Origin of the sequence: Ancylobacter sp. G4_0304 (assembly GCF_047501495.1) — a bacterium.
Taxonomy (GTDB): domain Bacteria; phylum Pseudomonadota; class Alphaproteobacteria; order Rhizobiales; family Xanthobacteraceae; genus Ancylobacter.
Map to the genome: position 1 here is coordinate 45,620 of NZ_JAZDRM010000018.1, position 12,337 is coordinate 57,956.

Here is a 12,337-nt window from a genome sequence, read left to right on the forward strand (position 1 = left end):
CGGGGGACAGGACAAGCGGGCCGGATGGCGCCGGAAATGCACGCAAAAATTGCGTTCGGCGCGGAAGCTGCGGCGAAACGGCCCAAATCGCGGCGGCGATTCTTTTGGGGCTGGACCTTTCCGGTTCTGTGATCATTCTAATATGAGGACGCCCGTCGCGGTGCGACCTTCGATGAAGCGCCGCAGCCGACGGCGCGCTCGCATAATGCTGCCTGGGAAGGAAAAACATGTACCGGCTTCTGATCGCCTCCGCCCTGCTGGCGGCTGGTTCCACCGTTGCCCTGGCCGATGGCGATGCCACCAAGGGCGCGAATGTCTTCAAGAAATGCATGGCCTGCCACGCCGTTGGCGAGGGCGCGAAGAACAAGGTGGGGCCGGAGCTGAACGGCATCATCGACCGCAAGATGGGGTCGGTCGAAGGCTTCAACTATTCCGACACGCTGAAGGAACACAACGCCAAGGGCGACCTGTGGACCGCCGAGGTGCTGAGCCAGTACCTGCAGAATCCCAAGGGCTTCATGCCCGGCGTGAAGATGGTGTTCGCGGGCCTGCCCAAGGATACCGACCGCGCCGATCTTCTCGCCTATCTCGGGCAGTTCGACCTGAACGGCGCCAAGAAGTAATCCCGGCTGCCGCCCGGTTCTGAGGGCGGGGCTGCGGAATGGAGGTGTGCGATGGCCGACACGCTTCGGCCCAATCGCCGTCAACTCATGACGCTCGCCGCCGCGCTGGCGGCGGGCGCGAACCTGCCTGCGGCGGCACAGGCGCCCGCCGAAAGCCCCGCCGCATCGGCCACATCGGCCGCGCCGCTGCCACTGGAGCGCGTCGCCGACGGCGTGTTCGTCTACCGCGCGCCCTATGAGCTGATCACGCCGGAGAATGGCGGCGCCATCGCCAATATGGGGCTGGTGGTGGGCGACGATGCCTGCGCCATCATCGACACCGGCAACAGCCGGCTCGCGGGCGAGCGCATGCTCGCAGCAGCCCGCACCGTCACCGACCGGCCGCTGCGCTACGTCGTCAACACCCACATGCACCCGGACCACACGCTGGGAAACGCCGCCTTCGAGGACACCGGCGCGCGATTCGTGGCGCACGCGAAAATGCCGCGCGCGCTGTCGATGCGCGCCGAGACCTATCTCGCCCAGGCTGAGCGGCTGCTGGGCCCCGAATCGCGCGGCACCCGAATCGTCCTGCCGGACCTCCTGGTCGAGCGGGCGCTGGAACTCGATCTCGGCAATCGGCCGCTGCGGCTCGAAGCGCATCCGACCGCCCATACCGACAACGACCTCACCCTCCGCGACATGGCGAGCGGAACCTGGTTCCTCGGCGACCTGCTGTTCTCCGGCCACATCCCCACGCTCGACGGCAGCCTCAATGGCTGGCTCTCCCTGCTTGCGGTGCTGGGCGGGCAGGCGGCGCCGCGCGCCGTGCCGGGCCATGGCCCCGCCAGCATGGACTGGCCCTCCGCCAGCGCGGATGAGCGGCGCTATCTTGAACGGGTGCGCGCCGACGTGCGGCGCCTGATCGCGGACGGGGCGGCGATGGCGGACGCACCAGAAAAGGTGGCGCAGTCGGAACGGCCGAACTGGGCGCTGTTCGACGAGTTCAACCCGCGCAACGCCATCGCGGCCTATCACGAAGTCGAGTGGGAATAACCTGTTGCGCCGCAGCATTCGCGAGCCGGCGCAGCATGACAGCACGCGAACGCTTGAAAACATTTAAGCAATCGATTTCGTAATAATGTATACCAATTCGCACATGCAGCAAAATCATAATAAGACGAATTTCTCTTAAGTGTTTTTATTGCGCGCCTCAAAAATTCAGACTAGCCTCCCTTACGTCTTCGGCTTCAACGGTTATCGGAAACCTCGTTTTCGTGATCCGGCTCGCAGGCCAGCTTGGGGCAGATGCCCCCGTGAGATCCGGCTGTTTCTCCCCCAGCCGGTCGTGACACGCTGCCGAGGACGAAAGGTCAGAACGGCATAAAGCCGCGCCGGATCAGCCTGTCACCGGGTTGATCCCGGAGGATCGCGTTCAGGAGGAGATAAGCATGCGCAAGGTAATTGCGGCAGCACTGATGAGTGTTGCGGCGGCCTATGCTTGGCCCGCAGTGGCCAATGACGGGCTCACGAAGATCATCAATGACCCCAAGCAATGGGGCATCCAGACGGGTGACTACGCCAATACCCGTTATTCCAAGCTGGACAAGATCAATGCCGGCAATGTCGGCAAGCTGCAGGTCGCCTGGGGCTTCTCGACCGGCGTGCTGCGCGGCCACGAAGGTGGCCCGCTGGTGATCGGCGACACGATGTATGTCCATACACCGTTCCCGAACATCGTCTATGCGCTCGACCTCAACAATGAGGGTCGCATTCTCTGGAAATACGAGCCGAAGCAGGATCCGGACGTCATTCCGGTGATGTGCTGCGACACGGTCAACCGCGGCCTCGCCTATGCCGACGGCACGATCTTCCTGCATCAGGCCGACACCAAGCTGGTCGCGCTCGATGCCAAGACCGGCCAGGAGAAGTGGTCGGCCATCAATGGCGACCCGAAGAAGGGCGAGACCAACACCGCCACCGTCATGCCGGTGAAGGACAAGGTCATCGTCGGCATCTCCGGCGGCGAGTTCGGCGTGCGCTGCCACGTCACCGCCTACGACACCAAGACCGGCAAGCAGATCTGGCGCGCCTATTCCATGGGCCCGGACAACGAAATGCTGATGGACCCGCAGAAGACCACCGCGCTCGGCAAGCCGGTCGGCCCGGATTCCTCGCTGAAGAGCTGGGAAGGCGACCAGTGGAAGATCGGCGGTGGTTGTACCTGGGGCTGGTATTCCTATGACCCCGAAACCAATCTCGTCTATTACGGCTCGGGCAACCCCTCGACCTGGAACCCGTCCCAGCGCCCCGGCGACAACAAGTGGTCCATGACCATTTTCGCCCGTGACGCCGACACCGGCGTGGCCAAGTGGGTCTACCAGATGACGCCCCATGACGAATGGGACTATGACGGCGTCAACGAGATGATCCTCACCGACCAGCAGTTCAACGGCGCCCCGCGCAAGCTGCTGACGCACTTCGACCGCAACGGCTTCGGCTACACGCTGGACCGCGTGACGGGCGAGCTGCTGGTGGCGGAGAAGTACGACCCGGCCGTGAACTGGGCCACCAAGGTCGACATGGACAAGAACAGCCCGACCTATGGTCGCCCGCTGGTCGTCGCCAAGTACTCCACCGCCCAGCAGGGCGAGGACGTGAACACCAAGGGCATCTGCCCGGCGGCGCTGGGCACCAAGGACCAGCAGCCGGCGGCGTTCTCGCCCAAGACCAACCTGTTCTACGTGCCCACCAACCACGTCTGCATGGACTATGAGCCGTTCCGCGTGAGCTACACCGCGGGCCAGCCCTATGTCGGTGCCACCCTGTCGATGTTCCCCGCGCCGAACAGCCATGGCGGCATGGGCAACTTCATCGCCTGGGACAACACCAAGGGTAAGATCGTCTGGTCGCTGCCCGAGCCGTTCTCGGTGTGGTCGGGCGCTCTCGCCACCGCCGGCGACGTGGTGTTCTACGGCACGCTGGAAGGCTACCTGAAGGCGGTCGACGCCAAGACGGGCAAGGAACTCTACAAGTTCAAGACCCCGTCGGGCATCATCGGCAACGTCACCACCTACGAGCACAAGGGCAAGCAGTACATCGCCGTGCTCTCGGGTGTCGGCGGCTGGGCGGGCATCGGTCTTGCGGCCGGCCTGACCGACCCGAATGCCGGCCTCGGCGCGGTGGGCGGCTATGCGGCGCTGAGCAACTACACCAACCTGGGTGGCCAGCTCACCGTCTTCGCGGTGCCGGACTGATCGAAGCGGCCGGCGCATCCCTCGGGCCGCGCCGGCCGGACTTCACCTGAACACGGGGATGACTTCGCTTGGGGCCTGGCCGTCGGATATCCGATGCGCCAGGCCCCGGCGTCTCGGCACCCCGATCCTTATGAAATTCTTAGAAAAATTCTATTTCGCGATGCGCTGCGCTGGCGTGCATCAGACCTCTCACCGGCCTCGTGATCGACGCCCCGACGCGGCGTCTCCAGGAGTGTGCTTCATGAAAAATAAGATCCGCGGATGGCTTGTTTCCGGTGCTCTTCCGGCGTCCGCCCTGCTGCTCGGCCTCTCCCTCATGGTCCCGGTCGCCGCCAGGGCGCAGGATGCCAGCACTCCCGCCGCCGCCACCGCCGCCGCGCCGGCGGAGGGGGAAAAGACCAAGGATGATCTCGGCAAATACACCACGGCCGACGGCACGCCGACCTATTTCATCCAGCCCGACGGCACCATCGACTGGTACGCCTATAGCGGCTATCGCCGCTATCACGCCGAATGCCATGTCTGCCACGGCCCCGACGGCATGGGCTCCAGCTACGCGCCCGCTCTCGCCACGTCGCTGAAGACCATGAGCTACGAGAAGTTCATGGAGATCGTGGTGAACGGCAAGAAGGAGGTCAACTCCGCGCAGAACCAGGTGATGCCGGCCTTCGGCGAGAACAACAACGTCATGTGTTATCTCGACGACATCTACATCTATCTCAAGGCCCGCGCCGACGGGGCGCTCGACCGCGTGCGTCCGAGCAAGCGCGAGGACAAGACGAAGGCGTACACTGCCAATGAGAACCAGTGCTTCGGTCGTCCGGGCTGACGCGATGCGTCGTCTCGCCGGCATAGCGGGCGCGCTGGCGCTCGCTCTCTTCGCCGGCGGGCCGGCGCGCGCGCAGGTCTCCGATCTCGTCGATCGCTCGACGCTGCGCGTCTGCGCCGACCCCGCCAACATGCCGTTCACCGACCAGCAGGGCGAGGGGTTCGAGAACAAGATCGCCGAGCTGCTCGGCGAGAAGCTTGGGCTCGCGCTCGACTACACCTGGTTTCCGCAGGCCACCGGCTTCTACCGCATGACGCTGGGCGCCAAGCGCTGCGACATCGTGATGGGCTATGTCGCGGGCGGCGATCCGGTGCTGAACACCAATCCCTATTACCGCTCCGCCTGGGTGCTGGTGACGCGCAAGGGCGGCGATCTGGAAGGCGTCGACAGCCTGTCCGACCCGCGGCTCAAGGGGCACAAGATCGGCATCGTCGCCGGCACGCCGCCAGCCGACCTGCTGGCGCGCAACGGCCTGCTGGCGCTGGCGCGGCCCTATTCGCTGATGGTGGACCGCCGCTTCGAAAATCCGGCGGAGACCATGATCACCGATGTCGATTCCGGCGCGGTGGACGCCGCCATCATGTGGGGGCCGATCGGCGGTTACTATGCCAAGCGCTCCGAGTTGCCGCTGAACGTGGTGCCGCTGGTGAAGGAGAAGGGGGATCCCTCGCTGATCTACCGCATCACCTTCGGCATCCGGCCGGGCGAGCTGAACTGGAAGCACCAGCTCAACGGCTTCATCGAGAAGGAACAGGCGGCGATCAACCGCATCCTGCTCGATTACGGCGTGCCGCTGCTGGACGACAGGAACAACGTCATCGGCGCGGCAGCGGCCGAGGCCGCCCCCGGCGCAACTCCAGGCGGAACGTCGCCGGGCGGAACCTCGCCATGAGCCCGCGCGCGACGGAACGTGACGTGCACGCACGCCGCGCCGCCGCGCAGGAAACCCATGCCGCGCCGCGAACCGATGCCGCGCAGCCAAGCGATTCCCCGACCGGCGACGTTTCGCTGAAGCGGCTGGCCTGGCTGGGCATGGCCGGGCTGCTCGCCGTCATGCTGGTGTTCGCGCAGCGCCCGGCGGTGAGCGGCGAGGCGGTGGCGGAGCCGGACGGCTACCGGATGGAGAATTACCGCGCGCCGACGCCGCCGACGCTGCGCGGGGCCAAGGTGCTCGACACCCCCGCCGCCGAGGCGCTGTGGCGGGCGAAAGCCGCGCTGTTCCTCGATGTGATGCCGCGCGACGTGAAGCCGGCCAATCTCCCGCCCGGCACGATCTGGCGCGACAAGCGGCGCGACCATATTCCCGGCAGCGTCTGGCTGCCCAATGTCGGCTATGGCGCGCTGAGCTCCGAGATGGACGCGTGGTTCCGCAAGAGTCTGGGCGAACTCACCGAAGGGCGGCGGGATGCGCCCATGGTGTTCTACTGCCTGACCGATTGCTGGATGTCGTGGAACGCGGCGAAGCGCGCCATGGATTATGGCTACAGCGCGGTTTCCTGGTATCCGGCCGGCAGCGATGGCTGGGCCAGGACCGGCCTGCCGCTCGAAGAAGCGACGCCGCGCCCCTGAGCGAGACCGGCGTTGCGCCCGTAGTGCGGTCGGCGTCTAATCGCGCGTTCTCGTTAAGGCATCCCGGCATGAGTATTTCCGCGACGCGCGACTGGCTCGCGACCCATTGGGTGACGGGCGCCGGCTTCATGGCGGCGGTCCAGCTCGCGCTGCTGCCGCTGCTCGCCGCCACCCTGCCGGCTGCCTTTGTGCTGATCTTCCTGCACGGGCCGGTCTACATGATCCATCAGGTCGAGGAACATGCCGGCGACCGCTTTCGCGCCTTCGCCAATGCCCGCGTGTTCGGCGGCCGCGAGGCGCTGACCACGGATGCGGTGCTGGTGATCAACCTGCCGGTAGTGTGGGGGCTCAATCTGGGCGCGTTCTATGCCGCCTTCGCGTTGGCGCCGGGCCTCGGGCTGGTCGCGCCCTATGCCATGCTGGTCAATGCGCTGACCCATATCGGCGCGCGGGTGAAGCTCGGCCGCTACAATCCCGGCCTCGTGAGCGCGGTGGTGCTGTTCCTGCCGCTCAGCATCGCAACCCTCGTCGTGGTCGGCCGACTTCCAGGCGTCGGCCTCGGCGATCACGCGCTCGGCCTCGGTGGGGCCGTGCTGCTGCACCTGATGATCATGGCGACGGTGGCGCGGCGGCTGCGCGCCGCGCCACCCGCTACTGCATGACGTTCTGGATCGCGCGGGCGATGGCGAAGGCGCGCTGGTCGAGGATCACCGGGCTCTCGCAGACCGCGGTCATGGCCTGCGCGCGAGTGTCGTAAATGCGGGTGTCCCACAGCACCTGCTGTTCGAGCTGGGCGACCTGCGCCTTGGCCTCGGCGCTGTCGGCGGCCTTTTTCTTCTTCGCGAGATCGAGGCTTTCCTGCTTGATGCGCTGCGAGAGGTCGAGCTGGTGCTGCGAATAGCGCTCGATGCCGTCCATGATGCGCGAGCGCAGCGCGTTGATCTGCTCAAACGTGCCGGCGAACAGCAAGGTGAGCTTGGCATTGCGGTCCGCGCCGGCATCCTGCGCGAAGCTCTCGATGTGCTGCGTGGCGTCCTCGATGGAGGTGCGCCGGGCGGCGAGCACCGGCACCAATTCGGCGACCTCGGCATCGGCGTGCCAGTCGAGATTCTCGATCGGCGGGCCGGCCCACATCTGGCCGCTCGCCAGCGTCGCGACCTTGGGCTGGATGCAGGGCCACAGGCCGGTCGGCGCGGCGGCCATGGCGGGGAGGGCGGCGAAAAGCGTCGCGACGGCGACGCCGCGCGCCACAACGGCGAGGGCGGTCCGGAAGGGTGGGGCGAGAGTTGTCATGGGCATCTCCTCGGCATCACCTTGGCTGTCATGGCCGTGATGTCCTTATTGTTTTGCCGCATCCGGCCCGCCCCGGCGGGCCATGATCCCAGCGGAAGGATCATAGGCCAGGATCGAGCCGGCGAGGAACAGAATTGCACACAAGCCCACGACCAGCGCCGCGAAGGGCTCGAACTGGCCGTAGAGCGCGAAGCGGATCAGCTCGACCGCATAGGTGAAGGGGTTGAGCGTGCAGATCCACCACAGCACGAGGCTGCTCTCCTGCACGCGCCACAGCGGGTAGAGCGCGGAGGAGGCGAAGAACATCGGAAAGATCACGAAGTTCATCACGCTCGCGAAGTTCTCCATCTGCCGGAACACCGAGGACATCAGCAGCCCCATGGCGCCGAGCATCATGCCGGTGAGCAACAGCGCGGGCAGCACGGTGAGGTAGCCGACCGGCGGCAGTTCCACCTCCCAGAACCATGCCACCAGAAGGAAGGCGTAGACCTGGAGCAGTGACACGCAGATTCCGGCGGTGAGCTTCGACACCAGCAGGAACCAGCGCGGATAGGGGCTGACGAGCAGGATGCGCATCGCCCCGACCTCGCGGTCATAGACCATGGACAGCGAGGATTGCAGGCCGTTGAACAGCTGGATCATCGCCACCAGCCCCGGCGTCACATAGACCTCGTAGAGCACATAGGTCTCGTAAGGCGGGATGATCGAGACGCCGAGCACGGAGCGAAAGCCGGCGGCAAAGATGAACAGCCACACCAGCGGGCGCACCAGCGCCGAAAGGAAGCGGCCGCGCTGGTTGAGGAAGCGCAGCCCCTCGCGCCAGCAGATGCCGGCCATGCAGACGCCATAGCCGGCGAGCGGCAGCCGGAAGCGGGACGCACTCATGCCGCCCTTGCTCATGCCGCCTCTCCCGCGCCGTCATCGACGAGGCTGAGGAAGGCGGCGGAGATGTCGCTGGTCGCGGTGCGCGTCAGCAGGTCCTCATAGTCGCCCTGCGCGCGCACCCGGCCGCGATGGAGCACGATGACCCGGTCGCCGGGCGCGATCTCCTCGATGATATGGGTCGCCCACAGGACGCCCAGCCCGTCTTCGGCCACCAGCCGGCGCACCTGCTCCACCAGCGCCGCGCGTGAGGCGATGTCGAGGCCGACGGTCGGCTCGTCGAGCAGCAGCAGGCGCGGGCGGTGCATCAGCGCGCGGGCGATCTCGATCCGGCGCATCTGACCGCCGGAGAGGTTGCGCACCTTGTCGCGCGCGCGCTCGGCGAGACCCGCCTGTTCCAGCACCTCCATGGCGCGGCGGCGGGCGCTCGCGAAGCCCATGCCGTGCAGCGTGGCGTGATAGACGAGGTTCTGCATCACGCTCAGCTCCAGATCGAGCGTGCGCGCCTGGAACACCACGCCGAGCTGGGACAGCGCCGCCGCCGGCTCCAGCCGCACATTATGGCCGAGCACATGGATGGCGCCGCTGCGATTCTCATAGAGCCGGGTAACGAGCGAGAACAGCGTGGTCTTGCCCGCGCCGTTCGGGCCGAGCAGGGCGGTGAAGCTGCCGGCGGCGACGGTGAGGCTGACATCGTCCAGCGCCTTGCGCGCGCCGAAACTATGGCTGACATGCTCGACAGCGAGGGCGGGGGGAGAGGCGGCGGTCATCCGTTTCTTCGCATGCGCGGCGGCGTCCAACGTCGTTCGGCCACGGTTGGCTTGCGTCATCCCGGCACGACCAAGGCCGTTCCGGGATGACGGAGGAAGGCGCGAGGCCTTACTTTACGACGAATTCACCCTTCATGCCGCGCTCGTCCATTCCCTTGCAGAACCAGGGATAGGTGCCCGGCTTGAGCGGCACGAAGAACAGCTCGGCCTCGCCTTCCTGCTCCATCTCGATCTCGGTGAGGCCGATCGCCTTGATCTCGACCTCCTCGACCTCGACCTTGCGGAGGAAGATGCTCTGGAAGAAGGCGGGCGCCTGCCAGGCGCATTCCTTCTTGCCGGTCGAGGATATTTCGAGGCTGTAGGCCTTGCCGGTCTCCAGATTATAGGTCTTCTCCGACACGCCATAGCCGGCATCGCCGAGGCCGAGCTTCAGCGGCTTCAGCTCGGTGGGCTTCAGCGTCAGGTCGCCGGCGGCGAAGGCGGTGCCGGAGACGGCCAGCAGGGCGGCGAGGGCGAGGGTGCGGACGAGGGGGGCGGCAGAGTGGCGATACGTCATTGGTTGTCCTCCCGGAACATTGTTTTGTCTGGTTGAAGTTTCAGGCGTCACGGCACCACGACCACGCCCCACGGCAGGCGGCCGACGGGCACGGATTTGGTGACCTTCTCGCTGGCGACATCGATGATCGAGATGTCGTTGGAATTGCCGTTGGTCGAGATCAGGAACTTCTCGTCCGGCGTGAAGCCCAGCTGCCAGACGCGCTGGCCGACCAGCAGGTATTTCTCGACTTCCAGCGTCTTGGCGTTGACCACCGCCACGCGGTTCGCCGGCCCGAGCGCCACGAACGCCTTGGAGCCGTCCTTGGTGAGGCGCACGCCGACCGGCTGGATGGCGTCGTCGTTCACGCCGGGTATCTTGAAGCTGATCTTCTTGAGGATCTTCCACTTGTCGGTCGGATCGATCACCGCCACCGTGCCGCCGACCTCGGCCGAAACCCAGAGCTGCTTGCCGTCGGCCGAGAACTCGGCGATGCGCGGGCGGGAATCGACGAGAATGTTCTCGATGATCTCGTTGGTCGCGGTGTCCACCACATGGGCCATGTTGGTGGTCTCAGAGGTGTTCACCATGAACTTGCCGTCCGGGCTGATGCCCATGCCTTCCGGCTCGACGCCGACCGGGATTTCCGCGATCAGGTCGTTGTTCTCGACATTCACCACCGTGACCATGTTGTCGTCTTCATTGGCGATGTAGAGCGGGTTGCCGGAGGGGTGCAGCACGAACAGCTCCGGGTCCGGCCCCGAGCGCAGCGTCTTGACCAGCTTGAGCGTCTTGGCGTCGTAGACCTCGACCCGGTTGTCGTCGGAGGCGCACAGATAGATCAGCTTGCCGTCAGGGCTGGCGATGATGCCGCGCGGCCGGCGGCCGGTCTTCACGGTGTCGATCACCTTGAGCGTGTCCATGTCGACCACGCTCATCGTGTGGTCGCGCTCGTTGGAGACGAAGGCCCGCGCCTGGGCGAAAGCGGGGGCGGCGTCGACGATCATCACCCCCGCCAGCGCCATAAGGCCGGTGGAGAGCATGAGGTGGCGTTTCATTCGTTCCTCCTGAGCGATTTATGTTTATGTCGTTGATTCAGTTGAGCTTGCAGGCACTCTCCGGTTGATCGAACCCGAGCGTGTCGAGCGGCGTGCGCTGGTGCAGGAAGCCGGCCTGCGGGGAGAGCGTCACGGTGTTTGTGGCGTGGGTCAGCAGGATCGGCTGGCGCAGCTGCTGGTCCCATGGGCGGAAGCTGGCGGCGACGCCCTTGAACACCGGGAGGTCGTAATGAGGCGAGAGCATCTGCGCCTTCACCTTGGCCGGGTCGCTGGAGCGGGTCTTCAGGCTCGCCGAGCCGATGGAGAACACGCCTTCCCACATCTGGAAGTCGAGCGGCTGCATCATGCGCTGGTGCTGCTTGAAGAAGCGGCTCTGCAGCTGCGAGGCGCCCCAGTTCTCCATGCTCGGGTGCCAGGACAGCGGCATCAGCCCCTGCGTGCCGGCGATCGGGCGCGACAGCCACGTGTTATACGGCAGGATGTCGCCGAACTCGCCCAGCTCGTCCGCCACGACGAGCATGTCGTATTCGCCGACCTGCGTGCCGCGCGGCACCTCGGCCTGCGCGGTGGCGCGGGCGTCGGGGCCATAGTCCCAGGTCTTCTCCGCGACGATCTTGGCGCCGAACTTCTTGGCGGAGCGCTTCAACGCCTCGGCATAGAGCTTGTCGGCATCGGTGCGGCCGGTCATCAGGAACAGGTTCAGCCAGCGCTTGGTGACCAGGAATTGCAGCAGCGCGTCGGTGAGCATGGCGCGGCTGGGAGCGATGTGGAACACATTGGCCCGGCAGTCCTGCTGGCGCAGCACATCGTCGGTGGCGCCGACATTGATCAGGATGACGTCCTTGTCCTTCATCGCGTCGGCGACGCGCACCAGATCCTTCGCCGGCACGTCCAGGAGGATGAAGCTGTTGCCGTCCGCCACCAGCTTCTCCACCGCCGGCAGCGGATCGTCGCCGGTGGGGACGATTTCCGTCGCCAGCTGGTAGTCGAGCTTCAGGAAGCGGCCGCTGGTGAGGCTGTCGCGGATGCCGAGCTCGGCGCCGGCAATGCCGAGATTGTCCGGCGGCATCTGCAGAGGGGCGATCCAGGGCGGGGGCTCGGGAATCTGCCGCACCACGCCGATGCGGAAGGTCTGCTCGGGAGCGATCGCGGCGGTGGCGCCGGCTTTCGGGGCGAGCGGCGGCGTTGCGTTCTGCGCGTGAGCCGGCAGCCCGGTACCGACCGCGCAGGCAAGCACGAGCGCGACGCCGGCGGCGTTCGTTCTCAGTCCCATCAGCATTTCATCCCAGGCGTTCTTGTTCGACGTGAAGCTTTCCGCTTCTTTGGCGGGAAGAAATGTACCAAATAAAACTCTGCCTTCAACACAATAGAAAACATAAGAAATTAATAAGATTGGCCGAGAGTCTTTAAATCTAAGGATATACTTTCTGTATTCATGACGTGGAGTTGATCGATATCGGTTGCGGTCGATCGGCCGGCGGCTATGATCGATTTCCAGAGCGGCGCCAAGCCGACGGATAACAAGTTCGCCGTGGGAGGCGA

General features: G+C 65.7%; 13 protein-coding genes. 7 read left to right on the forward strand and 6 right to left on the reverse strand.

Annotated features, from left to right (window positions below; all coding sequences use genetic code 11):
* Nucleotides 1-227: 227 nt before the first annotated feature.
* The 7 genes from VRZ77_RS11990 to VRZ77_RS12020 all read left to right on the forward strand — a co-directional run bounded on the left by VRZ77_RS11990 (nucleotide 228) and on the right by VRZ77_RS12020 (nucleotide 6,919).
* Complete coding sequence (locus tag VRZ77_RS11990; RefSeq protein WP_414592889.1) at nucleotides 228-623, forward strand: c-type cytochrome; 396 nt, start codon at nucleotides 228-230, stop codon at nucleotides 621-623.
* 51 nt (nucleotides 624-674) lie between these two features.
* Nucleotides 675-1,658 carry a quinoprotein relay system zinc metallohydrolase 2 gene (locus tag VRZ77_RS11995; protein ID WP_414592890.1) on the forward strand — a complete coding sequence of 328 codons (984 nt, stop codon included), beginning with the start codon at nucleotides 675-677 and terminating at the stop codon, nucleotides 1,656-1,658.
* 395 nt (nucleotides 1,659-2,053) lie between these two features.
* The gene (gene xoxF5, locus VRZ77_RS12000) at nucleotides 2,054-3,859 is read left to right on the forward strand and encodes a lanthanide-dependent methanol dehydrogenase XoxF5 (protein WP_414592891.1); all 1,806 of its coding nucleotides are present in this window, start codon (nucleotides 2,054-2,056) and stop codon (nucleotides 3,857-3,859) included.
* 241 nt (nucleotides 3,860-4,100) lie between these two features.
* Nucleotides 4,101-4,688: a c-type cytochrome, methanol metabolism-related gene (locus VRZ77_RS12005; protein ID WP_414592892.1), complete on the forward strand. Its 588-nt coding sequence runs from the start codon at nucleotides 4,101-4,103 to the stop codon at nucleotides 4,686-4,688.
* A gap of 4 nt (nucleotides 4,689-4,692) precedes the next feature.
* Complete coding sequence (locus tag VRZ77_RS12010; RefSeq protein ID WP_414592893.1) at nucleotides 4,693-5,580, forward strand: substrate-binding domain-containing protein; 888 nt, start codon at nucleotides 4,693-4,695, stop codon at nucleotides 5,578-5,580.
* Nucleotides 5,581-5,741: 161 nt separating this feature from the next.
* Complete coding sequence (locus VRZ77_RS12015) at nucleotides 5,742-6,257, forward strand: PQQ-dependent catabolism-associated CXXCW motif protein (protein WP_414592934.1); 516 nt, start codon at nucleotides 5,742-5,744, stop codon at nucleotides 6,255-6,257.
* A gap of 68 nt (nucleotides 6,258-6,325) precedes the next feature.
* Nucleotides 6,326-6,919, forward strand: a complete 594-nt coding sequence (locus tag VRZ77_RS12020) for an HXXEE domain-containing protein (RefSeq protein WP_414592894.1) — start codon at nucleotides 6,326-6,328, stop codon at nucleotides 6,917-6,919.
* Here VRZ77_RS12020 and VRZ77_RS12025 read toward each other — a convergent pair.
* From VRZ77_RS12025 to VRZ77_RS12050, 6 genes are all read right to left on the reverse strand, one after another.
* Nucleotides 6,909-7,550 (reverse strand): hypothetical protein, encoded by a 642-nt coding sequence (locus tag VRZ77_RS12025; RefSeq protein ID WP_414592895.1) that lies wholly within the window; start codon nucleotides 7,548-7,550, stop codon nucleotides 6,909-6,911. The two genes, VRZ77_RS12020 and VRZ77_RS12025, sit on opposite strands and share 11 nt — an antisense overlap.
* Before the next feature lie 45 nt (nucleotides 7,551-7,595).
* Nucleotides 7,596-8,450 carry an ABC transporter permease gene (locus VRZ77_RS12030; RefSeq protein WP_414592896.1) on the reverse strand — a complete coding sequence of 285 codons (855 nt, stop codon included), beginning with the start codon at nucleotides 8,448-8,450 and terminating at the stop codon, nucleotides 7,596-7,598.
* The gene (locus tag VRZ77_RS12035; protein ID WP_414592897.1) at nucleotides 8,447-9,202 is read right to left on the reverse strand and encodes an ABC transporter ATP-binding protein; all 756 of its coding nucleotides are present in this window, start codon (nucleotides 9,200-9,202) and stop codon (nucleotides 8,447-8,449) included. Before VRZ77_RS12035 ends, VRZ77_RS12030 begins: the two co-directional genes overlap by 4 nt.
* 109 nt (nucleotides 9,203-9,311) lie before the next feature.
* Nucleotides 9,312-9,758: a copper-binding protein gene (locus tag VRZ77_RS12040; RefSeq protein ID WP_414592898.1), complete on the reverse strand. Its 447-nt coding sequence runs from the start codon at nucleotides 9,756-9,758 to the stop codon at nucleotides 9,312-9,314.
* Nucleotides 9,759-9,805: 47 nt separating this feature from the next.
* The gene (locus VRZ77_RS12045) at nucleotides 9,806-10,795 is read right to left on the reverse strand and encodes a PQQ-dependent catabolism-associated beta-propeller protein (protein WP_414592899.1); all 990 of its coding nucleotides are present in this window, start codon (nucleotides 10,793-10,795) and stop codon (nucleotides 9,806-9,808) included.
* A 37-nt stretch (nucleotides 10,796-10,832) separates the two neighbouring features.
* On the reverse strand, nucleotides 10,833-12,068 hold the full coding sequence (locus tag VRZ77_RS12050) for an ABC transporter substrate-binding protein (protein WP_414592900.1): 1,236 nt from the start codon (nucleotides 12,066-12,068) through the stop codon (nucleotides 10,833-10,835).
* Between the last annotated feature and the right edge of the window lie 269 nt (nucleotides 12,069-12,337).